General features: G+C 43.1%; 27 protein-coding genes and 1 pseudogene. 5 read left to right on the top strand and 23 right to left on the bottom strand.

The genetic code is table 11. The features are described 5' to 3' along the window. Positions 1-303, bottom strand: a 303-nt coding sequence (locus tag AB5Y61_RS09840; RefSeq protein WP_368404020.1) for an RNA polymerase sigma factor region1.1 domain-containing protein, incomplete at its 3' end; no start/stop codon positions are given. Positions 304-305: 2 nt separating this feature from the next. After that, positions 306-2,084, bottom strand: a complete 1,779-nt coding sequence (gene dnaG, locus AB5Y61_RS09835; protein WP_368404019.1) for a DNA primase — start codon at positions 2,082-2,084, stop codon at positions 306-308. Between the two features lie 214 nt (positions 2,085-2,298). On the opposite strand from dnaG, the gene mscL reads away from it, so the two are divergent. After that, positions 2,299-2,679 carry a large conductance mechanosensitive channel protein MscL gene (mscL, locus tag AB5Y61_RS09830; RefSeq protein WP_368404018.1) on the top strand — a complete coding sequence of 127 codons (381 nt, stop codon included), beginning with the start codon at positions 2,299-2,301 and terminating at the stop codon, positions 2,677-2,679. A 100-nt stretch (positions 2,680-2,779) separates the two neighbouring features. Here mscL and rpsU read toward each other — a convergent pair whose 3' ends face one another. Beyond that, positions 2,780-2,956: a 30S ribosomal protein S21 gene (gene rpsU / locus AB5Y61_RS09825; RefSeq protein ID WP_000048054.1), complete on the bottom strand. Its 177-nt coding sequence runs from the start codon at positions 2,954-2,956 to the stop codon at positions 2,780-2,782. Positions 2,957-3,133: 177 nt separating this feature from the next. Between rpsU and AB5Y61_RS09820 the strand changes: the two genes are divergently transcribed. Further along, the gene (locus AB5Y61_RS09820; RefSeq protein WP_368404017.1) at positions 3,134-4,102 is read left to right on the top strand and encodes an NAD(P)/FAD-dependent oxidoreductase; all 969 of its coding nucleotides are present in this window, start codon (positions 3,134-3,136) and stop codon (positions 4,100-4,102) included. Positions 4,103-4,124: 22 nt separating this feature from the next. On the opposite strand, the gene whiA is transcribed toward AB5Y61_RS09820, so the two are convergent. The 11 genes from whiA to cdaA form a co-directional block, all read right to left on the bottom strand. Further along, on the bottom strand, positions 4,125-5,042 hold the full coding sequence (whiA, locus tag AB5Y61_RS09815; RefSeq protein ID WP_003006525.1) for a DNA-binding protein WhiA: 918 nt from the start codon (positions 5,040-5,042) through the stop codon (positions 4,125-4,127). Continuing rightward, positions 5,039-6,016, bottom strand: coding sequence for a YvcK family protein (locus AB5Y61_RS09810; protein ID WP_003017791.1), 978 nt, complete (start codon positions 6,014-6,016; stop codon positions 5,039-5,041). Before AB5Y61_RS09810 ends, whiA begins: the two co-directional genes overlap by 4 nt. Further along, positions 6,013-6,903 carry an RNase adapter RapZ gene (rapZ, locus tag AB5Y61_RS09805; protein WP_368404016.1) on the bottom strand — a complete coding sequence of 297 codons (891 nt, stop codon included), beginning with the start codon at positions 6,901-6,903 and terminating at the stop codon, positions 6,013-6,015. The genes AB5Y61_RS09810 and rapZ overlap by 4 nt, the downstream gene beginning before the upstream one ends. A 76-nt stretch (positions 6,904-6,979) precedes the next feature. Continuing rightward, complete coding sequence (locus AB5Y61_RS09800; protein ID WP_003006514.1) at positions 6,980-7,363, bottom strand: RidA family protein; 384 nt, start codon at positions 7,361-7,363, stop codon at positions 6,980-6,982. Between the two features lie 18 nt (positions 7,364-7,381). Beyond that, positions 7,382-7,546, bottom strand: a complete 165-nt coding sequence (locus AB5Y61_RS09795; RefSeq protein WP_003006512.1) for a hypothetical protein — start codon at positions 7,544-7,546, stop codon at positions 7,382-7,384. A gap of 51 nt (positions 7,547-7,597) precedes the next feature. Further along, positions 7,598-8,911: a GTPase ObgE gene (gene obgE, locus AB5Y61_RS09790; RefSeq protein WP_368404015.1), complete on the bottom strand. Its 1,314-nt coding sequence runs from the start codon at positions 8,909-8,911 to the stop codon at positions 7,598-7,600. A gap of 33 nt (positions 8,912-8,944) precedes the next feature. Continuing rightward, on the bottom strand, positions 8,945-9,076 hold the full coding sequence (locus AB5Y61_RS09785; protein WP_368404014.1) for a DUF4044 domain-containing protein: 132 nt from the start codon (positions 9,074-9,076) through the stop codon (positions 8,945-8,947). A 270-nt stretch (positions 9,077-9,346) separates the two neighbouring features. Beyond that, positions 9,347-10,753 carry an Ig-like domain-containing protein gene (locus AB5Y61_RS09780; protein ID WP_368404013.1) on the bottom strand — a complete coding sequence of 469 codons (1,407 nt, stop codon included), beginning with the start codon at positions 10,751-10,753 and terminating at the stop codon, positions 9,347-9,349. 44 nt (positions 10,754-10,797) lie between these two features. Then, positions 10,798-12,147, bottom strand: a complete 1,350-nt coding sequence (gene glmM, locus AB5Y61_RS09775) for a phosphoglucosamine mutase (RefSeq protein WP_368404012.1) — start codon at positions 12,145-12,147, stop codon at positions 10,798-10,800. A 21-nt stretch (positions 12,148-12,168) separates the two neighbouring features. Then, complete coding sequence (locus tag AB5Y61_RS09770; RefSeq protein WP_368404011.1) at positions 12,169-12,918, bottom strand: YbbR-like domain-containing protein; 750 nt, start codon at positions 12,916-12,918, stop codon at positions 12,169-12,171. After that, positions 12,915-13,763, bottom strand: a complete 849-nt coding sequence (cdaA, locus tag AB5Y61_RS09765; protein ID WP_049490565.1) for a diadenylate cyclase CdaA — start codon at positions 13,761-13,763, stop codon at positions 12,915-12,917. The genes AB5Y61_RS09770 and cdaA overlap by 4 nt, the downstream gene beginning before the upstream one ends. 103 nt (positions 13,764-13,866) lie before the next feature. Between cdaA and murT the strand changes: the two genes are divergently transcribed. Genes murT through AB5Y61_RS09750 form a run of 3 tightly spaced genes read left to right on the top strand, consistent with a single transcriptional unit; the run spans position 13,867 to position 16,293 of the window. Further along, positions 13,867-15,210 (top strand): lipid II isoglutaminyl synthase subunit MurT, encoded by a 1,344-nt coding sequence (murT, locus tag AB5Y61_RS09760; RefSeq protein ID WP_368404010.1) that lies wholly within the window; start codon positions 13,867-13,869, stop codon positions 15,208-15,210. Next, a complete protein-coding gene (gene gatD, locus AB5Y61_RS09755; RefSeq protein WP_368404009.1) occupies positions 15,210-15,998 on the top strand; it encodes a lipid II isoglutaminyl synthase subunit GatD in 789 nt (262 codons plus the stop codon). Before murT ends, gatD begins: the two co-directional genes overlap by 1 nt. A 10-nt stretch (positions 15,999-16,008) precedes the next feature. Further along, on the top strand, positions 16,009-16,293 hold the full coding sequence (locus tag AB5Y61_RS09750) for a lipopolysaccharide assembly protein LapA domain-containing protein (RefSeq protein ID WP_024056107.1): 285 nt from the start codon (positions 16,009-16,011) through the stop codon (positions 16,291-16,293). A 23-nt stretch (positions 16,294-16,316) separates the two neighbouring features. On the opposite strand, the gene AB5Y61_RS09745 is transcribed toward AB5Y61_RS09750, so the two are convergent. The 9 genes and pseudogenes from AB5Y61_RS09745 to AB5Y61_RS09705 form a co-directional block, all read right to left on the bottom strand. Beyond that, on the bottom strand, positions 16,317-17,504 hold the full coding sequence (locus tag AB5Y61_RS09745) for an MFS transporter (RefSeq protein ID WP_368404008.1): 1,188 nt from the start codon (positions 17,502-17,504) through the stop codon (positions 16,317-16,319). A 109-nt stretch (positions 17,505-17,613) separates the two neighbouring features. After that, positions 17,614-18,792 (bottom strand): MFS transporter, encoded by a 1,179-nt coding sequence (locus AB5Y61_RS09740; protein WP_368404007.1) that lies wholly within the window; start codon positions 18,790-18,792, stop codon positions 17,614-17,616. 25 nt (positions 18,793-18,817) lie between these two features. Further along, positions 18,818-19,690 carry an XRE/MutR family transcriptional regulator gene (locus tag AB5Y61_RS09735; RefSeq protein ID WP_368404006.1) on the bottom strand — a complete coding sequence of 291 codons (873 nt, stop codon included), beginning with the start codon at positions 19,688-19,690 and terminating at the stop codon, positions 18,818-18,820. Positions 19,691-19,694: 4 nt separating this feature from the next. Beyond that, positions 19,695-20,048, bottom strand: coding sequence for a hypothetical protein (locus AB5Y61_RS09730; RefSeq protein WP_302991094.1), 354 nt, complete (start codon positions 20,046-20,048; stop codon positions 19,695-19,697). Positions 20,049-20,259: 211 nt separating this feature from the next. Continuing rightward, a complete protein-coding gene (locus AB5Y61_RS09725; RefSeq protein WP_368404005.1) occupies positions 20,260-22,167 on the bottom strand; it encodes an ABC-F family ATP-binding cassette domain-containing protein in 1,908 nt (635 codons plus the stop codon). Between the two features lie 103 nt (positions 22,168-22,270). Further along, positions 22,271-22,993, bottom strand: a complete 723-nt coding sequence (locus AB5Y61_RS09720; RefSeq protein WP_155168950.1) for a M57 family metalloprotease — start codon at positions 22,991-22,993, stop codon at positions 22,271-22,273. A gap of 81 nt (positions 22,994-23,074) precedes the next feature. Next, the gene (locus AB5Y61_RS09715; RefSeq protein WP_368404004.1) at positions 23,075-23,914 is read right to left on the bottom strand and encodes a DNA/RNA non-specific endonuclease; all 840 of its coding nucleotides are present in this window, start codon (positions 23,912-23,914) and stop codon (positions 23,075-23,077) included. A gap of 83 nt (positions 23,915-23,997) precedes the next feature. Then, complete coding sequence (locus AB5Y61_RS09710) at positions 23,998-24,186, bottom strand: DNA-directed RNA polymerase subunit beta (RefSeq protein ID WP_003006464.1); 189 nt, start codon at positions 24,184-24,186, stop codon at positions 23,998-24,000. Next, positions 24,176-24,854: pseudogene (locus tag AB5Y61_RS09705) on the bottom strand (UDP-N-acetylglucosamine 1-carboxyvinyltransferase); the annotation flags it as partial. The gene AB5Y61_RS09710 and the pseudogene AB5Y61_RS09705, both read right to left, overlap by 11 nt.

Raw genomic sequence — 24,854 nt, 5'->3', positions numbered from 1 at the left:
CATCCGAACTGGGTCATTGACCTTGGCTGAGTTACTTCCAAGCAATTCCTCATCTGACAACTCCGGCTCTTCTTCATTGGTCAACACGCGCGCACTTGGGTTTCCGTCTTTATCTGTAATCGAGATTCCAGCATCCTGAATCCGTTGCAAGAGATCATCAATGCCATCTGCATCCAGTGTGAAAGGAATCACCAACTGGTCATTAATTTCATCATCTGTAGCCGTTCCACTTTTCTTGTGACTACGGATAAATTCTGCAATTTGAACATCCAATGTTGTAATATCTTTTTGTTCTTTAGCCATTCCTACTCCATTCTTCTTTTTTGAGCGATCAAACGCTCGAGTTCCAATAAAGCTTTTTCCGCATCCCCTATAGAGGAAGCTTCCTTCACTTTATTTCCAATTTGTTGACTTTCTTTGCGAAGAAGCTCACGATTCCGTGTCGCTTCTACTTCTTCTAACTCACCATCTGCTATCTCTACTGGTAAATCTTCTTCTAACATGCGGTACCAGGCCTGCTGGACCCCTTCTGGTTGCTCGGATAGATCCTGAGATGTGACTTCTCCATTTTGACAGAGCAATTGGTACAAGATCTGTAACTCCGGCGTGTCAAAGGCAAAATCAGGTCGCAAACGGTAATCATTGAGGACCATTGGAAAATCCTTCATCCTACTTAACAAATGATTTTCCGCCTTGATCAAGCGTGTCATCCCACGATTGGGCAAGAGATTGACTGAAACATTCGACGTTTTAGCTCGCCCACCTTCTTGCGCTTCTTGCCGTTGATGCAAGCGACAATTATTGACAATCTGCTCAATCTGCAAATAATCAAAGTCTGGCAATAAATCTGCCAACTTATAAATATAGGTGTTTTGCGCTGTGATGGAGCGCGTCTGGGCGATCATCGGTGCCAGCTTCTCGACAAACTCAATCTGTGCCTGTAAGTTCTCAATATACTGGGGTTTCCAGTAGTGCATCAAGAATTCAACCTTACTGATCCGCGAATTCTTCAAGAGGGAAGCTAGATCTTCTGGGGAGGTCTTTTTGAGGTACTCATCGGGATCCATCTGATCAGGGATACGGACGATCTCCAACTCCAGATCCTGCAAGACATCCAAGGCCTTAGCGGTTGCTTCAAGTCCCGCCTTATCCCCATCATAGGTCAAAATGACCTTTTTGGTAAAATGAGACAGGTGCTGGACGTGCTCTGGTGTCAAGGCTGTCCCCATAGAGGCGACTGCATTTTCAATCCCAGCTCGATAAGCCGCAATGACATCCATAAAGCCTTCCATGATATACATTTCATGTTGCTTTTTGGCGCTCGTCTTAGCTTGATCCAAATGATAAAGTTCATAACTCTTATTAAATAGACGGGTACTTCGACTATTCTTGTACTTGGCTTGATGACTGCCATCATCCGTTAGTTTCCACAGTCTACCAGAAAAAGCAATGACACGTCCACTATCATCCGTCAAAGGAAACATAATCCGATCCTGAAAGGCATCAAAAACTGTTCCAGCATCTGAGATTGTGAATAACCCCGAATCGGTAATCACTTTCTCAGAGAACTTCTCAGAGAGATTGCGATAGAGATAATTCCCTTCTGCTGGGGCTAAGCCCAATTGAAAATGTCGGATGACCTCATCCGTCAATCCACGTTCATGCAGATAATTCCGTGCTTCTTCCCCCATTTTGGTCGTCATCAGAATCGCCTGGTAGAACTTACTGGCTTCCTGATGAATCTCATAAAGTTCTTGGTTGGGATTGATAGACGTTGGTTGAGCCGGCCTTGCTTGGTACTGAAGCGCAATACCCGCTTTTTCTGCTACGATCTGGACCGCATCCATAAAAGCCACTCCACGGTATTCCTCAATAAACTTAAAGACATCTCCCGAGCGACCACATCCGAAACAATGGTAAAACTGCTTGTCTTCAACGACATTAAAAGAAGGAGTCTTTTCACCATGAAAAGGACAGAGGCCTAAAAAATTACGGCCAGCCTTGGTCAAAGAAACAACTTCTCCAATAACTTCAACAATGTTTACACTGTTTTTAATTTCTGCAATTAGCTCTTTATCAACCATAAACAGTGCCTCCATTTTACCATAGATTATCACTTTATATTTTATACTAAAAGTTAGTAAAAGTAAATTTTTTCCTACCGATTTCACACATAAAAGAAAAGATTTTCAACCTTTATCACTAATTTTAAAAAAATGAGGCATATTCCTTGTCAGTCGAATATTTTTCCGTTATACTATCATAGTAAAAATTATTATGAAAGGACATATTTAGGATATGTTAAAAGATTTGAAAGCTTTTCTCCTTCGTGGGAATATTGTTGACCTTGCTGTAGCAGTCGTTATCGGAGCTGCATTTGGAGCTATCGTAACATCACTTGTTAACGATATCATCACTCCACTTATTTTGAAACCAGCTATGAAAGCTGCTGGTGTTGATAAGATTGCTAATTTGTCATGGAACGGTGTTGCATACGGTAGCTTCTTGAGCGCTGTTATCAACTTCCTTGTTGTTGGTACTGTTCTTTTCTTCGTAGTGAAAGCTGCTGAAAAAGCTCAAAACCTTAGTAAAAAAGAAGAAGCTGTCGAAGAAGAAGCTCCTGCTCCTACTCAAGAAGAGTTGCTTACTGAAATCCGCGACTTGCTTGCAAACAAATAATCAGATAAAAAGATCCGATCTTCTAGCTAGAAGATCGGTTTTTTTGTCTTTAACGGATGAAAAAAACAAAAAACAGACCGAAGTCTGTTCTTGTATTCAATTAGAATTTTTTACGTTTACGAGCTGCTTCTGATTTACGTTTACGTTTTACAGAAGGTTTTTCATAGAATTCACGTTTGCGTGTTTCTTGAAGAGTACCAGCTTTAGTAACCGCGCGTTTGAAACGACGAAGAGCATCGTCAAGAGATTCATTCTTACGTACTACTGTTTTTGACATGTTTTTCACTCCCTTCAAGCCTAAAATCTTAATCATTTTATCACACTTTAAAGGCGCTGTCAAGATCTTTTAACAGTTTTCTATTCTTTCCCTCCACTGTTCTTTTTCAATGATCACTTTTTCAATTCACTTTTTTTATGATACAATGGAAACAAAGAAAACCATGAAGGAGATACCATGTCAGAAATTTATGATATTACCATTGTTGGGGGTGGACCAGTCGGTCTATTTGCTGCTTTTTATAGCAATCTACGTCAGGTAAAAGTCAAACTGATTGATTCCTTGCCTCAACTGGGAGGGCAACCAGCCATTCTCTATCCAGAAAAAAGTATCCTCGATGTACCCGGATTTACCAATTTAACAGGTGAAGAATTGAGCAACCGCTTGATCGAGCAAGTCAAACGATTTGACACACCGATCTTCCTCAATGAAACAGTAGAGGATATTCGAAAAGAAGGCGACCTCTTCACTATCACTACTTCTCGCCAAGTGCATCAGTCTAAAGCAGTCATTATTGCTATGGGTGGTGGTGCCTTTAAGCCACGTGCCCTTGACATTGAGGGAGCTGAAGACTTTGATAACGTCCACTACCACGTATCAAACATCCAACAATATGAAGGACAGCAGGTGGCCGTCCTTGGTGGTGGGGACTCTGCTGTAGACTGGGCTCTTGCTTTTGAAAAGATAGCTCCAACTACAATCGTTCACCGTCGGGACAACTTCCGCGCCCTCGAACATAGTGTAGAAGAACTCAAACAATCTTCTGTTAGCATCAAAACACCATTTATTCCTAGTCGTTTGATTGGCGAAAATGGTCATGCCACTCAACTTAAAATCACAAAAGTTAAAACCGATGAAACCGAACTCATTCCGATTGATCACTTATTCGTCAATTATGGCTTTAAATCTTCTATTGGAAACCTGAAAGAATGGGGTGTAGAATTGCAACGCCATAAAATCAAGGTCAACCAAAAACAAGAAACTAGCCTTCCTGGAATTTATGCTTGTGGAGACTGCTGCTTCTATGAAGGAAAGATCGATCTCATCGCTACAGGTCTGGGGGAAGCTCCAACAGCTGTAAACAATGCCATTAACTACATCTATCCAGATAAGAAAGTCCAACCAACGCACTCAACCAGTTTATAATAAAAAAGGCCTTTGGCCTTTTTTATTTGTCTAAATCGTCTGCGATCTTATTAATCTTACGCAAACGGTGGTTGACGCCGCTTTTTGAAATAGGTTGTTGCAAACTATCAGCGATCTGCTGGATAGAATAATCTGGATGGTTCATCCGGATATAGGCAACTTCTTGCAAGTCACTTGGTAAACTCCCTAGACCAACTGTATCCACAATTTTACTGATATTATTAATGGTTTTCATACTAGCTGTGACCGTGCGTTGGATATTGGCCATCTCGGCATTATTGGCCCGATTGAGGTCATTGCGCGTCTCTCTCATGACCTTGATGGACTCAAATTCCTGCATGGCTTGCATGGCCTCTACGACAATTAGAAAATCAATAATATCTTCCGCTCGTTGCAAATAGGTTACCACTCCTTTTTTCCGCTCGATGGTTTTCGCATCTAGTAAAAATCCTTGCATGAGAAGGGCAATTCCTTCCGCGTGGTCTGTATAAACAGAATGAATTTCCAGCTGGTACTTCCCTTTTTCAGGATCTTTTATCGAACCACTCGACAGAAAAGCTCCCCGAAGATAAGCACGACTGGCTACTTCATCCTCTAAAACACTAGCATCAATGCCGGTTTCAATCCCAAAGAACGCATCTGCCAAATGTAAGTCAGCTAAAATTTCTTCTACCTTTTCATCCAAGAATACTGTGTAAACACGATTCTTTTTCAAATTGGTTTTTTGGTGGTGACGAATATCTGATTTGGCCTCATAAAAATGATGCAACAACTCATAGATATGGCGAGCAATCTTGGCATTTTCTGTCGTCACCGAGAGCGTCAAGCCCCCCATTGAAATTCCGAGGCTCCCAGACATCTTGATAATAGCAGCTAATTCACTCTTTTCAAATCGCTTGAGAGACAATAATTCTTCTTTGACACGAACCGTAAAACTCATTTTCTCACCTGCACGATCTGCATCAGCTCTTCGACCACTTTTTCACCATCATGAAAAGCTCCCCCGTTGACCAGCTTTAAGAAATCGGAAGAAATCACTTGGGGAACTTGCGAGTGCAACCCCTTAAAATCGTGCTCTACCTGCACCAAGTATTCATCAAATTTATTACTGTTCATGTAAGCTGCGGGAACCTGATTGATATTGACAAGGACGGTATCAATGAACTTCTCTCCCAAATGTTTATGGAGCACGGCAACGTGGTCACTATCTGTGAAATGCTCGGTTTCTCCTCTTTGGGTCATGATGTTACAAACATAAGCTACTTGGGCCTTGGTTTCAAGGATGGCTTTCCCAATCTCATCGATCATCAAATTAGGAAGGATCGAGGTAAAGAGCGAACCAGGACCTAAGACGACCATATCACTTTCAAGAATAGCTTCCACCACTTTCTTACTAGCTTTTGGCCGCTCTTGATCAAAGGTATTGGTCACATAGACATGATCAATCATGCCAGTGTAGTTAGCAATGTGGCTTTCTCCTACCACTTCTTTTCCATCTTGAAAGACGGCATGAAGGGTCAAGGGACTATCACTGGAAGGATAGATCTTGCCGGTCGTATGAAAGAACTTGGTTAACAATTGCATGGCATTATAGGTCGAGCCTTGCATCTCTGAAATCCCTGCAATGATCAAGTTTCCCAAAGGGTGACCGGCCAAAGGGCCATCATCGTCCGCAAAGCGGTATTGAAAGACCTTCTCATAAAAACGAGGCATATCTGACATAGCAACCAGCACATTTCGAAGATCTCCAGGTGGTGTCAATTTTTGGATGTTCTTCCGCAATTCACCTGAACTCCCACCATCATCTGCAACAGTTACAATTGCAGTGATATCGACCGGTTTCTTTCTCAGACTATCGAGGATAACAGAAATTCCTGTTCCTCCTCCAATAACGGTTACTTTAGGTTTTCTCATGAGCGATTCACCGTTTCTTTCCGTCTGTCTTTATCTCTATGACTGCAATTGACCTGCCAATTTTTTTCTAAATCATGTGCCAAGCGTTCTGCAAAAGCAACTGAACGGTGTTGCCCACCGGTACAGCCCATAGCGATGGTGAGAACGGATTTACCTTCCCGTTTATAAGACGGTAAAATAGGTACGATCAAGTCATGGAGATGACGGTAAAAGTCCTCTGATTCAGGGTGATCCATGACATAATCATAGACTGCTGGATCCTGACCGGTTAAATTCCGAAGTTCCAATTTATAGTAGGGATTTGGAAGGAAACGCACGTCAAACACAAGGTCAGCATCGATCGGAAGGCCATATTTAAACCCAAATGACATGACCTCAACCCGAAAATCTGGCTGATTATCTTGACTGGCAAATTGTTCTGCGATGGTTTTTCTCAGATTACGAGGTGTCAACTCAGTCGTGTCCACTACATTTTGACTGATATTTTTTAAAGGAGACAAGAGCTCGCGCTCTAGGGTAATCCCATCTAAGACACGACCATCTGCCGCTAGTGGGTGGCTACGACGGGTTTCCTTGTATCGTGCTACCAACTCACTATCCGTAGCATCCAAGAACAAGACCTTGAAATCGAGATCTTCTTGGTTGTCCAATTCATCCAAAATGGTGCGAATTTCATTGAAAAAAGAACGGCTTCGCATGTCCACAACAACGGCTAATTTATTGTTATCCGGGCTATGACGCATGAGTTCAATAAATTTCAGCAAGAGCGCCGGTGGCATATTATCGATGGTAAAGTAACCCAAATCCTCAAACGATTGAATAGCGACGGTCTTGCCAGCACCGCTCATCCCTGTTACCATGACTAGTTGAATCTTACATTCTGTCATTTTCTCCTCCCAAAATAAAACAGAGTGGCCTACAGTTTCCTGCTCTCCACTCTGTCTTTTTGTCTTTGAATGGTTATTAGGCCTTGATTTCCGCAATAACTTCAATTTCAACCTTCACATCACGTGGCAGGCGTGCTACCTCAACAGCAGATCGAGCTGGAAACTCTGTGGTAAAGACTGTTTTATAGACCTCATTAAAAGGTACAAAGTCATTCATATCACTTAAGAAACAAGTGGTTTTCACCACGTGGTCGAAGTCTGTCCCAGCCTCTTCCAAAATAGCCCCAATATTCTTTAAGACTTGCTCTGTTTGTTCTTGGATGGTTTCGCCAATAATTTCTCCTGTTTCAGGTGACAAGGGAACTTGTCCGCTTGCAAAGAGAAGATTGCCTACGATTTTCCCTTGAACATAAGGTCCAATTGCTGCAGGTGCTTTATCTGTATGAATTGTTTTTGCCATAGTATTCTCCAAGTCTATTTACTTCTGCTGGTTTTCTTTTGCTAATTTTTCCCTTTGTAGGCGCAACTTGCGCTTAGGATTTAGCGTATTAAAGAGTTCTTCTAGTTTTTCAGCATTCCAAACATCGGCTGCTGAAACAAAATTTCCATTTTCATCTCGAAAAGATATTGGTTTATCTCCCACTGAAAAAGCCTCATTTCTTATTTGGAATCCTTGATCCGCTCGGGACCACCCTTAATCTACAAACTCAAATTCAAATTTACCAATCCGGACGATATCGCCATCTTTTGCCCCACGTGCACGGAGAGCTTCATCAACACCCATTCCACGCAATTGACGAGCAAATTTCATAACCGCTTCATCCCGATCGAAATTCGTCATATTAAAGAGTTTTTCAAGTTTTTCACCAGACAAGACCCAAGCGGCATCGTCATCCCGACTGATGTCAAAGGCTGGCTGGTCTTCATCAAAGCCATAGTAGACTTCTTCTTGGGCCATGTCGTCTTCTGAATACAAGAGGAATTCTGGTGTTTTGTCTAACAAGTCTGCGGTTGCTTCCAACAAATTGTCTAAACCTTGATGAGCCAAACTAGAGATTGGAAAGATCTGTGGCAGTTCATCAAACTCATCGTAATTAGCTGCCAATTTCTTCTTGAATTCTTTCAAATTTTCTTGGCTTTCCGGCATGTCCATCTTATTCGCCACGATAATCTGAGGACGTTCCATCAAGCGAAGATTATAGGTTTCAAGCTCTTTATTGATTTGAACATAATCTTCATAAGGGTCGCGTCCTTCACTGGCAGACATATCAACAACATGCAAGATAACTCGAGTGCGCTCGATGTGACGAAGGAACTGGGTTCCTAGTCCAACACCTTGGCTAGCCCCTTCAATCAATCCAGGAAGGTCTGCTACGGCAAAGGATTCCCCAGACGGAGTCCGAACCATTCCCAAATTTGGAACGATGGTTGTGAAATGATAAGCCCCAATTTTTGGTTTGGCTGAAGTGATGACACTGAGAAGGGTCGATTTCCCAACAGAAGGAAAGCCTACCAAACCAACATCTGCCAAGACCTTCAGTTCTAACTCTAATTCACGGTCCTGACCAGGCTCTCCATTTTCAGAAATCTCTGGTGCTGGATTTTTAGGAGTGGCAAAACGAATATTTCCACGCCCTCCTCGGCCTCCGTGGGCTACAATATACTCTTGTCCATTTTCAACCAAGTCGGTAATGACCTTGCCAGTCTCAGCATCTCGGACGGTCGTTCCTTGGGGAACTCGTACGTAGAGATCTTCTGCTCCCCGTCCGTGCATCCCTTTGGTCATTCCTTTTTCCCCATTTTGGGCTTTGAAATGCCGATTATAACGGAAGTCCATCAAGGTGCGCAAGCCTTCGTCTACTACGAAGATGACATTGCCACCACGACCTCCATCACCGCCCCAAGGTCCGCCATTAGGGACATATTTTTCACGGCGAAAGGCCACCATGCCATCGCCGCCATTTCCAGCCTTGACCTTAATCTTGGCTGTATCTAAAAACATACTCATAAATTAAATATTTCCTCTACTTCTGTGTGCGCCTTAATAAGAAAGGGCACCAATTGCGGTTGCAAAGATTGCACCAACGGTGACAATCAACATGATCACAATAACCACCATGGTAATCATTTCAAATACTGTTTTTTTACGTTTTCCGTTATCTCCAAAAGCCACTGCTACTACCTCGATTACTATAAATTCATTAGCCCTATTTTACCACGAAATAGGGGATTTTTCAAATCGAGCCTACACAAAAGAGAGTGGGACAGAAATCGGTCATTCGTTAGAATTCGATTTCGTCTTCCCACCTCCGCACAGTTGAGTAGGGCTGTAAAAGCTAATGAAATCAGCGTAGTAGAGCCCACTCAACCACTGCGTCTTGCTCGACAATCCAAAAACAATTAAGAGGCTAGGACTTTTGTCCCAGCCTCTTTATGGATAGATTTAGGAATCTTTTCTTACTCGTAAAACACTAACAGAAAGAACCGCCAGTAAGATACCCATGACAAGAACAACCGGTGTCATCTTCTCACCTGTACTTGGAAGAACTTTTTTCTTACCAGGTTTTGGTGCTTCTTCTTCTTTGACAGAAGTTGATGATGAGGTTGATGAAGACGATGAATTTGATGAAGAACTAGAACTTGATGAAGACGATGAACTTGACGAAGAGCTAGAACTTGACGAAGAGCTAGAACTTGACGAAGAGCTAGAACTTGACGAAGAGCTAGAACTTGATGAAGAGCTAGAACTTGATGAAGAACTAGAACTTGATGAAGAACTAGAACTTGATGAAGAACTAGAACTTGATGAGTATGTTGTGCTAGGGGTCGGTGGGGTTTGTTCTTTCTCACCTAATCCTTCGCCAGATCCTGATTCTAATCTCACTTCGCGGGTTAAGCTACGAGGTGCTGGGAAATTGGTTGCTGTCCATGTTAAGGCGTTATGAACAAGATCACCTACTTTTGTACCAGGAGCTACTTTGGTCGAATATTCGATATACATTGGCCAATTGTAGTTATCTCCAAAATTAATGGTAAAGCCAGTAATTTTGCCATCTGCATTCTTTTCCAAGACCGCTTTTTTAGTAAAGTTATCAAGAACTGGAAGATTTAAAATCTGCGCTTCATTCTTAATGCCACCTTCTACAGGATTATACCGCACAGCACGTAAGCTACCTTCAACCAATGTTAAACCATCTCCGAATTGGTCTTTAATGACCATTCCACGGAGGATATCTTGACGAGCATTTAAGAGAATACGCCATTTGACAATGGTTGGATCAGACTTATCTTGGTAGCCGTATTTCATCTCGTATTCTCCAGCTTCCCCATCTGTCTTTTCATAATTCAATGAAAAATCCGTATTTCCAAGTTTAAATTGGATTGGAGATGTTTTAGTAACCACTTCGGAGTCTACTTTTACATCAAAATGCAAGGCAACTCGCTTATTAAGTGGATGAGATACGAAATAATCATTAAAGGTAACGGTCACTGTTTTCTTACCTGTATCAACGACCGCTTTCCCCACAGTTTGACCATTTGATTGGCCTTCCTCAAGAACATTGAATTCCAATGCTGTGTAGAGGGTTAATTCTTTTGGTAAGCTAAGTGTTAAAGTATCACCAGCTTGAATGGCTTGCGAATCAGGGAAGGTCAAAGAAATGCTTGCTGACAATTTTTCATTCGTCAACACCTTGCTGCCATTCGTTAAAGGTTTGCCATCTTTCGTTAAGCTTGCTGTCTGTGTATAAGACGAAACTTCTGCGGCCTGAATGGTTTTAGTCAAACCAGCTGTGAATAGAATCGTTAGCACTAAGACAAGTGACCATACAATTTGACGGACCTGTTTCATAATTTCCTCCTCTGCTCGCCCGTTTGCGAGCTATTTTTATAGATTTAAAGACCAATTTCTGCTTGGACAACTGCAGCAATGGTATCCACATAGTAGTCTACTTCTTCATGGGTTGGTGCTTCTGCCATGACACGAAGGAGGGGTTCGGTTCCACTTGGACGCACAAGGATACGACCATTTCCTGCCATTTCCGCTTCCATTTTTTCAATGATTTCACGAATAGCAGGCACTTCCATTGCTTTGTCTTTCATGCTATTTTCAACCCGGATATTGACAAGCTTTTGTGGGTAAATGGTTACTTCTGAAGCCAATTCAGATAATCTCTTACCGGTTTCTTGCATGATTTTGGTTAATTGAACGCCTGTTAATTGACCATCACCAGTCGTGTTGTAATCCATGATGACTACATGACCAGATTGCTCACCACCAAGATTGTAACCAGACTTACGCATTTCTTCGACCACATAACGGTCTCCAACAGCTGTGATTTCTTTTTGAATCCCCTTCGCATCTAATGCCTTGTGGAAACCGAGATTGGACATGACGGTTGTAACGATCGTATTTTTTTCGAGCAAGCCCTTGCTTGAAAGATACGAACCGATGATGTACATGATCTTATCCCCGTCTACGATTTCTCCATTTTCATCCACTGCAATCAAGCGATCACTATCTCCGTCAAAGGCAAGACCAATCGCTGCGCCTACTTCTTTCACTTTCTCTTGCAAGTGCTCTGGGTGAGTAGAGCCAACCCCATCATTGATGTTCAAACCATCTGGGTTTTCACCGATGACGGTCAATTGAGCTCCTAAATCTGCAAAGATTTGACGAGCACTGGTAGAGGCTGCACCATTTGCTGTATCTAAGACCACGTGCATGCCCTCGAGTTGGACACCTGTCGATACAAGGAATTCTTGATACTTACGCAAGCCTTCTGGATATTCCATGACCGTTCCTAAACCTTGCGCACTTGGACGTGGAAGGGTATCTTCAGCAGCATCAAGTAAGGCTTCAATTTCAAGCTCGCGATCATCATCCAATTTGAAACCATCACCACCAAAGAATTTGATTCCATTGTCCAAGGCTGGATTGTGGCTAGCAGAAATCATAACGCCGGCGCTGGCTTTTTCCGTACGAACCAGATAGGCAACACCTGGCGTTGCAATCACACCCAACTTATAAACGCGAATCCCAACTGATAAGAGGCCAGCGATCAAAGCATGCTCCAGCATTTCACCAGAAATACGCGTATCACGTCCAACAAACACCAAAGGTGTTTCTTCTTCATGTTGGCTCAACACATAACCACCGAAACGCCCCAACTTAAAGGCCAATTCTGGCGTTAATTCTACATTTGCTTCTCCACGGACACCGTCCGTTCCAAAATATTTACCCATTTTTGATTACCTTTTTACTTTCTAATTACTTGAACTGGAAGAGGTCGACGACGAACTGCTAGAGCTTGACGTAGACGAGCTACTCTTTGTGGTCACTTGAATCCGTGTTTCACTCGGATTAACCAAGCCTGGTAGAATATTTCCTTGAGCATCCACTGCATTTAAGGAAATGGTTCCGCTATAATTTCCACTGATGATCTCACTGGATGGGAAGACTGCTTGGACATGATCAATACGACTTAAGGTTTCTTGATCACTCGTCACTTCCACCTTAGTTTTTTCAAGAGAAATATCCGTTACCGTAATTCCATCCACAATTTGATTATCCGGGATCGTGGCTCTAACTGCAAACGATTTTTTCGCTTTCTTACCGATTTTTACAGAAACTTTCTGAGGTTCTACGGTTGCTGTTAAACCAGCTGGAAGATCTTCTACAATCAACGGAACTTCGACGGTGCCTTCCTTGACCTTACGCAGATCCGCTACCACACGAAACTTCCGAGTTCCCGGTTGCATCTCACTTGCAAGGGCAACCCGGTTTGAACCCTTTAGAAAGACTGTTACCTCGGATGTCAACCCACTGACAAAATATGTCTTGTCATTGTATTTGGCATCAATTGGAATATTGGTCAAGGTATTGGTATAGGTCTCTGAGCTCACTTGTCTAGCGCTACTATTATTTTGAAAATTAAAGGAAGATGCATTGATAAACAAGATAAAGGACAATAGGACGGAGGCTAAAACATAAAGAAATTCTTTTTTCGATCTCATTTTGTTACCCTCCCAAATAGACGCTCTTTCCAACTACTCGTTTTATTCTCTTCAGGAACCAAGAAGGATCTCAATTCTGCCTCGAACTCTTCTAAAGTTAAATCGTGTCGGAAAGTTCCATTATAGGTCACAGAGATCCCGCCCGTTTCTTCGGATACCACGAAGGTAAAAGCATCAGAAACTTCAGATAAACCAATGGCTGCGCGGTGACGCGTTCCAAACTCTTTTGAAATTCCAGTGTTTTCTGTCAAGGGCAGGTAGGCACATGAAACGGCAATTTTGTCATTACGGACAATGACGGCTCCATCATGTAGAGGCGTATTAGGAATGAAGATATTAATCAGCAATTCTCCTGAAATTTCCGCATCTAGTGGAATCCCTGTGGAAATGTATTCCTGAAGGGTTCTGGCCCCTTGAATAGCTACCAAAGCACCAATCTTACGTGGGCTCATATAAGCCACTGCCTTAACATAGGCCTGTACCATTTTCTCTTCCTGACTGACTTCACTCGTTGTAAAAAATTCTGTCGCCCGACCTAAACGCTCTAAGCCAATCCGAATTTCAGGGGAGAAAATCACAACCAGCGCGATAACCCCATAGGTAATCACTTGATTGATCAGCCAAGAAATAGTCGTTAAACCCAAAAAATTGGCTAAAAATTGAGCCAAGAAAAAGATAATGACCCCACGCACCAAAATCATGATCTTGGTCCCGACGATGGCTTTGATCAAAAAATACAGCAACCAAGCCACCAGGGCAATATCGATGATATTGATAATAACACTCCACCAATTTGGGAACAAACTGGTCCAAAATTGTGGATTTGAAAACTGTTGAATATTCATATTCTCATACCTACCACTTCTCTAAAAGACATCATCTTATTATAACACGTTTCAACAGATTTTTCTGTAACCTTCTGATGCTTTTTATGATAAAATATGATTTATGAAGATAAATACAACCTTGGGCCTTCTGGCAGGAAAGCTTTCCGGCTCTATTCTAGAAAAGATGGGGCGGGGATCAACCCTACCAGGTAAAGTAGCCCTCAAATTTGATAAAGATATTCTCAGTCAACTGGCAAAAAACTATGAGATTGTTGTGATTACAGGGACAAATGGAAAAACCCTGACCACTGCGCTAACAGTAGGTATTCTCCAAGAAGCTTTTGGACCTATTTTGACCAATCCAAGTGGGGCCAATATGATCTCTGGGATTACAACGACCTTCTTACGGGCTAAGCATTCGAAATCAAATCGACCGATTGCGGTACTTGAAATTGACGAGGCCAGCCTCTCTCGGATTTGTGATTATATTAAGCCCAGCCTTTTTGTGATCACTAATATTTTCCGGGACCAGATGGACCGCTATGGAGAGATCTATACGACCTACCAAATGATTTTGGATGCCATTCACAAGGTCCCAACTGCAACAGTCTTGTTAAATGGTGATAGTCCGCTCTTTAATAGTCAGACCTTATCCAATCCGATCCAATATTATGGATTTGATACTGACAAATCAGAGCCACAACTAGCTCATTACAATACGGAAGGAATCCTCTGTCCGCATTGCCACAACATCCTCAAGTACAAGCTCAATACCTATGCAAATCTTGGGGATTATATCTGTGAGCACTGTGGTTTCCACAGGCCTCCTCTGACTTATGCCGTATCGGATCTCCTCTCATTAACCCAGCGCTCTTCCCAATTCCGGATTCAAGGCCAAGACTACCACATCAATATCGGCGGTCTCTACAACATCTACAATGCCTTAGCTGCTGTTTCCGTTGCTGGATTCTTTGGAGTTCAACCTGAAGTGATTAAGCAAGGATTTGATCGCAGTCGCGCTGTCTTTGGTCGTCAGGAAACCTTTAAGATTGGGGATAAGGAATGTACCTTGGTTCTGATTAAGAATCCAGTTGGTGCGACCCAAGCCATTGAAATGATCAAACTAGCACCTTATTCCTTTAGCTTATCAGTCCTCCTTAATGCGAATTATGCAGACGGAATCGACACGAGCTGGATTTGGGATGCAGATTTTGAGCAAATCACCCAGATGGATATTCCAGAAATCAATGCTGGTGGGGTGCGCCACTCTGAGATTGCTCGGCGACTTCGGGTCACTGGCTATCCGGCTGAAAAGATCACAGAAATGGCTGAATTAAAAGAGGTCTTCCAACGCATCCAGCAACAGGAAACCCCTCACGCCTATATCTTAGCCACTTATACGGCCATGCTTGAATTCCGTGAACTCTTGGCCCAAGAACACCTGATTGAAAAGGAGATGCACTAATGACTTATACTTCTCTAGAATCTTCTGATCAGGCACAGTATCCATACAGCCTGCGCATTGCCCATCTCTACGGCAACTTAATGAATACCTACGGAGACAATGGAAATATCCTCATGCTCAAGTACGTTGCTGAAAAACTTGGAGCCCATGTCACAGTGGATATCGTCTCTCTCAAAGACCGGTTCGACCCTGATGCCTATGATATCGCCTTTTTCGGTGGCGGACAAGACTACGAACAGACCATTGTATCAGAAGATCTACCAGATAAAAAAGAAGATCTTGAACGCTTCATTCATGACGATGGTGTGGTCCTTGCTATCTGTGGTGGCTTTCAGCTTCTGGGTCAGTACTACATTGAAGCTTCTGGCAAACGCATTGAAGGACTCGGTATTATGGGCCACTATACGCTCAACCAAGTCAACAACCGCTATATCGGTGATATCAAAATCCATAACGCAGAATTTAACGAAACCTATTATGGTTTTGAGAACCACCAAGGTCGGACCTTCCTGGCTGAGGATGAAAAACCGCTAGGTAAGGTCGTCTACGGAAATGGGAACAACAAAGAAGATGGTTGCGAAGGGGTTCATTACAAGAACGTCTTTGGGAGCTACTTCCACGGTCCTATCTTGTCCCGAAATGCCAATTTGGCCTATCGCTTGGTGAGCACTGCCTTAAAAAATAAATATGGCACGGACCTTTCGCTACCGGCTTATGAGGAGATTCTAAGCCTAGAGCAGCCGGAAGAATACGCTGATGTGAAAAGCAAGGCACCGACTGAACAATAAGGAGATAATGATGAACAAAAATAATCTACACTACATTGCTTTATTACTTTTAATTTTATTGATTGCTGGTATTTCCCTTGCAAACATGCAATCAGTCACTGTGAATTTCCTCTTGGTCCAATTTAAATTGCCCTTGATCATTCTGATCTTGCTCTGTGTCCTCTTGGGTGCATTTGTCATGACCTTGGTTAATTTTTCAAAGGGCTTCTCCCTAAAAAAAGAACTCAAGAGCACTCAAAAGCAACTGGAGGAAGAAAAGAAAGAAGTTAAAATAGAAGAAAAAAATAACAACTAAAAAAGCACCGATCGGTGCTTTTTTTATGCTGATGTACCTTCTTTTGCTTGTATTTTCTTGGCGACTACTTGTGCTAGGAGTGAAAAGAGAATGACGCCTGCTCCAATCAGGAGAAAGGATTCTACTCGAACGCTTGGTAACCAGGTCATCAAGCCTTTAGCCACCGGCATAAAGAGAATGGCTAATGTAAAAATGGTGCTTAAGACCCGGCCCAGGTAGTCTCCTTCCACCTTTGTTTGCACTTGGGTAAAAAAATGAATGTTGAAAATTGTCATAAAGAGTTCACAGACTAAATTTCCAGAATAGGTAAGAAGGTGAGGAAGGGGCAAGCCCATCATGAACACTCCCACTCCTGTTAAAATCAATAAGAAGAGAAGCATCTCCATGCTTGATTTAAATTTATTAGCAATCAAGGCTCCGATGATGGAGCCAATAGCCCCCAAAGTTAAGATGGTCGCATAAGCGCCCTTGACCCCGTAGAGTCGATTGGAAAAGGGAAGTAAAAACTCAAAAGCTGCAAAAAAGAAATTGACGCTGGAAGCCACCAAGAGAAGGAAGAAAATCTCTTTCTGATGCCAGATATAGTGCAATCCATCCTTGATATCCGAAAAAATATCTTTTCCCGTAAGCCCTTTCTTTTCTTGAACTTTGGCTTCTTCTTTGGGAAGGGATGCCACTAGGACAAAGGCGATGAAAAAGGTCAGCGCATCTAGTAAGAGGGTCGCATGGAGACTGGCAAATTGTAAAACAAGGAAAGAGAACACAGGTGAGCTAACACCGACAACCTGTAAGACCAACTCCAAGCGGGCATTATAGGTCACAATCTTGTCTTTCTCTACGACCTCAGTGATAATGGCTTTGTTGGCCGTACGAGAAAATGCAAAGGCAATGGCCTGGACAATATTGGCAACAATCAGGGCCGCAATCATCCAACGATCGTTCCTGATAAAAGAAATCGCCAAACAAAGGAGTCCACACACCAAGTCGGTCGTCATCAAAATCTTGCGACGGGAAAAACGGTCTGAGATCACGCCTCCAAATGGATTGACTAGAATGGAGGTGACGAGTTCAGAAATCTGATAAATCCCCAACACTGTCTTTCCAATAGTCCCCATCGAGGCCAGCCAGACACTGTTCCCATAATCATAGAGCATATTTCCCATTCTATTGATTGCTCCACGAGCAATTAATTGGACTGCATGTCGATTCATAAAAAAACCTCCTTCATTTTCTGAAACTATTGTATCAGTTCATGAAAGAGGTTTTCATTTTGTCCCTTATTTGGGAAAATTAATAAATTACAATTTTATAAAAGGATATCTACTGTTCTTTTGATTGAAGTTGCTTAGCTACTAGCTGAGCCAAGAGTGAAAAGAGAATAACTCCAACTCCAATAAAAAGAAATGATTCCATGCGGACGCTTGGCAACCAAGTCATCAAACCCTTGGCTATGGGCATAAAGAGAACAGCCAAAGTATAAATCGTGCTCAAGACTCTCCCCAGATAATCATCTTCCACCTTGGTTTGAACTTGAGTAAAAACGTGGATGTCGAAAATGGTCACAAAAAATTCACAGACCAGATTTCCCGAAAAGGAAAGATAAGTCGGAAGAGGCAAGCCCATCATGAACACTCCTACACCTGCCATGATCAGTAAAAACAGGAGAATTTTCATACTTGATGTAATTTTATTGGCAACAAGTGCTCCTAGAATAGATCCAATAGCTCCCAATGTTAAGATGGTCGCATAAGCCCCCTTGCCCCCGTAGAGTCGATTGGAAAATGGAAGTAAAAACTCAAAAGCCGCAAAAAAGAAATTAACGCCGGAAGCCACCAACAAGAGAAAGAAAATCTCTTTCTGATGCCAGATATAGTGCAATCCATCCTTGATATCCGAACAAATATCTTTTCCCGTGAACTGTTTCTTTTCTTGAACTTTGGCCTCTTCTTTCGGAAGGAATGCCACTAGGACAAAGGCAATGAAAAAGGACAGGGCATCTAATAAGAGGGTCATATGAAGACTGGCAAATTGTAGAACTAGGAAAGAAAGCACGGGAGAACTGACACTAACAACTTGTAAGACCAGCTCCAAGTGCGCATTATAGGTTACAATCTCTTCTTTCTCCACAACTTCTGTAATAATGGCTTTATTGGCAGGTCGAGAAAAACCAAAGGCAATGGCCTGAACAATATTGGCAACAATCAGGGCCGCAATCATCCAACGATCGTTCCTGATAAAAGAAATCGCCAAACACAGGAGACCACACACCAAGTCGGTCGTCATCAAAATCTTGCGACGAGAAAAACGGTCTGAAATCACCCCTCCAAAAGGATTCACGAGGATCCCTGTCACTAACTCAGAAATCTGATAGATTCCTAATACCGTCTTTCCTATAGTCCCCATTGAGGCCAGCCAGACACTATTCCCATAATCATAGAGCATATTTCCAATTTTGGTAATCGCTCCACGACTAATTAATTGGACCGCATGTCGGTTCATAAAATCTCCTTTATCTCTCTCCTATTTAGGAACATTCATCTATTACAAATTTATCAAAGTGTTCTTGATAGTAAGCTACCTGCTCTGGAAGACCTAGCACATCAAAAATATGCATAGCCTCTTGCATTTGCTGACTCCCTTCTTCTATTTGCCCCTTCTGATAGAGGGCAAATCCCTTGAGGTAATGAAAGACATTGCGTTCGTAGAGTTTGATGCTCTTCCCGATAATCTTTTTTACATAGGTTTCAAAATAGCTGGCATTTTCGAAAGAACGATGTTCTAGACAATGCTGGTAACAATTCAGAGCTAGAATCAAGACCAGTTTTCGATGGCGACCAATTTCCTTGTAGAAATCTTCCCGCTCCATCACTTCTCTACCAAGCCGAGTGACATAATCCACATTATAAAAGCTATAGAGATTGCCAAAGAGGATCAACTCATACATGGTCCATTCTTCCGTTTGAAAGAGATAATCCGCCACCTTGTCCAGATCACTTTGCTTCATCGTGTAGCTAGCATCTCTCTGGCAAATGAGCCCTTGTAACAAAATCCAGTTCAATTCAAAATAAAGGGGATTGGTCGAACGTTTAGCCTTTTCAAGTTGTTCTCCTTGAAGCCTTTGAAAACCCGCAATATCATTTGCATAGTAAAGCGGAATAATCTGAGCCATCAAGGCCACATGCTCATGGTGTTGAAAATTTCTGGCCTTATCCATAAAATTCTCAACAGTCACATGGATATTGTCTAATATCTCAAAGAAGCGCGACGTAGCCAGATCCGACTCCCCCAATTCAAAACGGGATAACTGGGAGGTCGAGCAAGCTTCTCCTGCAGCTTCTTTCAATGAATAATTTTTACTGATTCGAAATTCACGAAAAACTTTGCCTAAATCTTCCATTTGATTACCACTTAAATTCCTTTAAGTACCTTTCTAACTCTTGCAAGTATCCTTCGTAGAATCCATGTTCTTCTTTAACGGAAACATCTAATTGTCTTAAGTAAGAAATCAGCCAATCAACCAATAGATCATACTGATGAAGAGGTAGGCGTTTCATCTGCTCTTCAACAAAAGAAATGGCCTCCGCAAAGCGCTGCTCTTCTAAAACTTGCTGAAGATAGTGATTCCCGTTGATGAGTTTTCCTTCCTCATCCTCGTACTGCCCCAAATCTAAATTCTGAATATGCAGGCGCAAAGTTGTACCAATCATGTCGGCTACACCTTTAATCTGCTTCATAAACCAATCATTTTCAGTCATCACAATGTTCTCCTTAGGCAAATTAGAAAACTACACTTACTGTGCTAGTTCTTCCCAATCTAGCATGGCTTCTTCTTGGATGGCGGTCAGCTGGTCGATTTGCTACTGGCTCTCCATGAGTTCGCCGGTTTCATTGGTGGCCTGCAGCTTCTTTTTACGAATAATTTTTACTGATTCGAAATTCACGAAAAACTATGCCTAAATCTTCCATTTATTCCACCTGCTCTGACAGTTCTGCCCACTCTTCCATGACCGCTTCCTGTTGAATAGTCAGTTGGTCTAGGTCACTCTGGAGTTGAACTAAGTCGGCTGCATCATTGGTGCTATGCATGGTCTCAGTAATGGCTTGGATTTTTTGATCCAGCTCTTCCATCTCTGCTTCCAATTGCTCAATGCGACGGGTGATTTTGCGGAGTTCCTTTTGGTTTTGCTTTTGCAAGTGATAATCATTGCTGGTGACTTCTTCCGTTGAAGAAGCGGCCTCAGCTTCTGCTTGCGCTGTAGCAAGGGCCTCTAACTCTGCTTTTTTCTCCAGATAATAATCATAGTCTCCCAGATAAAGGGTCGAGCCCTCTTCTGAGAGTTCTAAGACTTGGGTCGCTACCCGATTGATAAAGTAGCGGTCGTGGCTGACAAAGAGCAGGGTCCCATCAAAATCAATCAAGGCATTTTCTAGCACTTCCTTGCTATCGATATCCAAGTGGTTAGTCGGCTCATCGAGAATCAAGAAATTGTTATTTTCCATAGATAGTTTAGCCAAGAGCAAGCGGGCCCGCTCTCCACCCGACAGCATGCCGACGGTTTTCTTGACATCATCCCCAGAGAAAAGAAAGGCTCCCAGGCGATTGCGAATTTCCACTTCTGGCGTCAGTTTAAAGTCATTCCAGAGCTCATCCAAGACACTGTTGTGAGGCGTTAGTTTACTTTGGGTCTGATCATAGTAACCCACCTCGACATTGGCCCCAAAACGAGCTTCACCCTTGATAAAAGGGATCTGTCCGACGATGGACTTGATTAAGGTCGATTTCCCGATCCCATTTGGTCCCACAATAGCGACCGCATTCATCTTGCGGATATCCAGATTGATGGGCTCTGACAGGATTTGATCGTCATAGCCGACGGCTGCCTCTTCTACTGTCAGGACGACATTTCCCGAAGTCTTATCGGCATGGAAGGTCATATGGGCAGACTTGGTCCCAGCTTCTGGCTTGTCCAGGCGCTCCATTTTTTCCAACTGCTTGCGCCGAGACTGGGCCCGCTTGGTAGTAGAAGCCCGCACCAAATTGCGATTAACAAAGTCTTCGAGAGCAGCTATTTCTTTTTGTTGCTTCTCGTAGTTCTTGGCTTCGGTCAGCAGTTTTTGCTCCTTTTGCTCCACAAAACTAGAGTAATTACCGACATAGCGGTCCAAGGAATGCTTGGTCAGGTCCAAGGTAATGGTTGCGACCTTATCCAGGAAATACCGGTCGTGGCTGACAATGAGAAGAGCTCCGCTATAATTAACCAAGTAATTTTCCAACCAGGCGATGGTCTCAATATCCAAGTGGTTGGTTGGCTCGTCCAGTACCAAGAGATTTGGTTTTTCTAAGAGCATCTTGGCCAGAGCGAGACGGGTATTTTGCCCACCAGACAGCTCTTCAATCTTCATCTGCCACATGGACTCATCGAACTTGAAGCCGTTGAGAATGGCGCGGATATCTGCCTCATAGGTAAAACCACCTGCCTGACGGAATTCTTCCGAGAGACGGTCATAGTCCTGCATGAGTTTTTCTAAGTCAGCCCCAGTTTTTTCCCCCATCTCAAGCTCCATCTGCCGCAAAGTTTTCTCCGTTTTACGGAGGTCGTCAAAGACATGGAGCATCTCATCGTAGATGGTATTGGACGACTCAAAGCGGCTATCCTGGGCTAAATAAGAGAGAGAAAGGTCACGCTTTTTATTGATTTCCCCAGAAGTCGGCTCTTCTTCTCCCACCAAGATTTTTAAGAGCGTAGACTTGCCGGCTCCGTTCTTTCCAACCAGGGCAATCCGGTCTCGTTCATCCACTTGCAGGCTGATATTATCAAAAAGAACCTCCCCTGCAAAAGAGCGTTCAATTTTGTTGGCTTGTAAAATAATCATGTCCCTATTTTACTATCTTTTTACGGATTAAACAAGGAAAGACGAGCCATCAAAAAATCCTGAGCCCCTTGAGGCTCAGAACTTTTAGAAAGTATTTTAAAACTTATTCTTCCTTGTATAATTGTCGGACTGCTTCCACATCTGTATCCTGAATACTGTAGAAGGAGCCAGCTGGTTGCATGACCGATTCTCCATCAGTGTGGTCCAGCCCAATGGCATGGCCTAGCTCATGCTCAGCTGTATTGACAATCCGATCATAACTATAGTTATAGACATAATTTAAAAGATAATGGCGATTGAGACGCACTGTGATGTGGGTGAAGCGGTTGGTTAATAGGTTGGTCTGAGAGGCAGTCTCTCCTGCTGCAGAAACCGATGCGTTATCCATTTCCGTCAAGACCACATTAGCCTCTTTTTCATTTGTAACCAACTTGAAGGTAAAGGCGCCTGTTTGGTTCCAAGCCTCAATAGCATCCCGATAAGCTTTTACAAAAGTTTGACTGATATTGGGATCCAGGTAGACCGTGGCCTCCGCTTTCTCCCAGCGAGCACCGCTATGCTCATGATTGTCCGTCTGCGTGGTCTGTGAGCTAGGTGCCATCCCAAAGCGCGATGCAAAACTCTGATCTCCAAATAAATTGCCGACTTGATAGACAACCTTTTGGGCAGCTCGTCCAAATCCATCCATACCAGAACTAGGAGAATCTGTGAAATAGATGATCCCCACTAGGACGAGAAAACTGATGGCAATGGTCCAGAAAAATCCCCAAAAAAGACTCCAAGCCATGCGAAGGATTCCTCTGAAAAATCGAAAAATGGTTCTCATACATTCTCCTTTCTCTTAAAGAAGGTATGCAATTGTAACACCCCATTCTTAAAAATAACTTAAATAGCCATGCTTTCTAGCTTATTGATGAACGGTTACTTTTCCTGTCTGGTAATCCAGGCTAATCCCACTTTGTACATTGGGAACAAAGACATTGAACTCAAGGGTCCCATCACTTGATTTGGCTTCAATATGAGACCCCAAAGGAATCAAATCTTCTGGCTGGTTGTAGATCAAGGTCACCCGATAGCGGATCCGCTTGTTCTTATCCAGTGCTTTTCGCACCAGGGTCTCGTAGTAGTTTTGACCAGTGGAATGAGGGTCATTGGCTTGATTGGACCAAGCCGTTTGTACAGCGATATTTTTGGGATTGCTCGTTGAGGCATCAAAGCCTTTGAGATTACCGATCAAGGCATAGCCCAATAGGTGGCCCCGATCCACAGCATGGTCATACTCACCGGACAGATTATGGACCTGATGCCAACCTGCTGGTTTCCAATCGGTTAGGCCACTTCCTGTTGCATCTCGATCTCTGTACTGGCGAGTCGCCTTGGTCATAATAGCGTTCGCAACGGTCGGTACGATCTTTCCATTGACTTCTTTTGTCTTGTTATCCGCATAGGGTTGACTAGCCACGCTGGCATCCAGATCTGTGCGATTTCCCTTAACTACAAAGGCTCCAGCACCATTCCATTCCAAGTCATTTCCCAATTGTGAACGAGCAGATTTCGTTAATACAGAGCTAGCTAACTCTTTACTAGGTGTTTCTTGTTGGCTACTCGTCACCACCGAAACAACCTGATCTGTCGCTTCTTTTACCGTCGGTTGATTGAAATAATAGCCCCCAATAGCTAGGGCCGTTGCCACCACAAAACCTGCTAGGGTTTGTTTGGTTCGTTTGCTTACTGTTTGTTTTGCCATACATCTCTCCAAAAAAGAGCAGCGCTAGATGGGTCACTGACTCGATTCGCTGCTCTCCTTTTTACTCAATTTTAGTTAAAAACTTATTTGCCTGTTAGTTTTCCAATGATCTCTGACCAAGTGTCCGGAGAGAGAATGGACCATGGATTTTTTCCATCTCCAATCACTCCATAACCAATGACCAAACCAACTGCAAAAATGATGATTCCAATCACAGCCAACAGGAGGACAATTCCTAGCTGTTTTCCAACATAGCGAAGATTAGTTTTCATCGTCTTCTTCCTCTACACGTTTCACGTCTGCACCAAGTGCCACCAATTTCTCATGGAATTGATAATAACCACGGTCTAAGTGACTTAATTTGCTGACCTTTGTTTCTCCTTCTGCTACCAAGCCCATCAAGACCAAGGTTGCACTTGCTCGTAAATCGGTCGACATGACCTCTGCACCTTGGAAGCTTTCCCCTCCAACGATACGAGCTGTATCCCGCATAATATCCGAGTGAACGCCCATCCGACGCATTTCTTCCAAATGCTGGAAGCGATTCTCAAAGACCGTTTCAATCATGGTAGACTCACCTTTAGCCATGGCCATCAAGGCTGTGAATTGAGCCTGCATATCGGTTGGGAATCCTGGGTAGGGAAGAGTTTTAACGGTCACTGGACGGAGCTTACTGATATCCGACTGAATCCGAATGCCATTTTCTTCTTCGGTTACCGTTACACCCATCTCCTGCATCTTAGATAGAAGCGGACGGTTGTGTTCCCAAATGGCATCTTCGATCAAGACATCTCCACCAGTCATGGCTGCCCCAATCATAAAGGTTCCGGCCTCGATGCGGTCTTGCACAACATTGTGGTTTGCCCCATGCAAGCTCTCCACACCAACAATGGTCAAGGTCTCAGTTCCTGCCCCCTTAACATTAGCCCCCATTTTATTG

Source organism: Streptococcus parasanguinis, assembly GCF_040908565.1.
Taxonomy (GTDB): domain Bacteria; phylum Bacillota; class Bacilli; order Lactobacillales; family Streptococcaceae; genus Streptococcus; species Streptococcus parasanguinis_AC.
The sequence above is the reverse complement of the archived record's forward strand: the minus strand, read 5'-3'. Positions and strand labels throughout refer to the sequence as shown.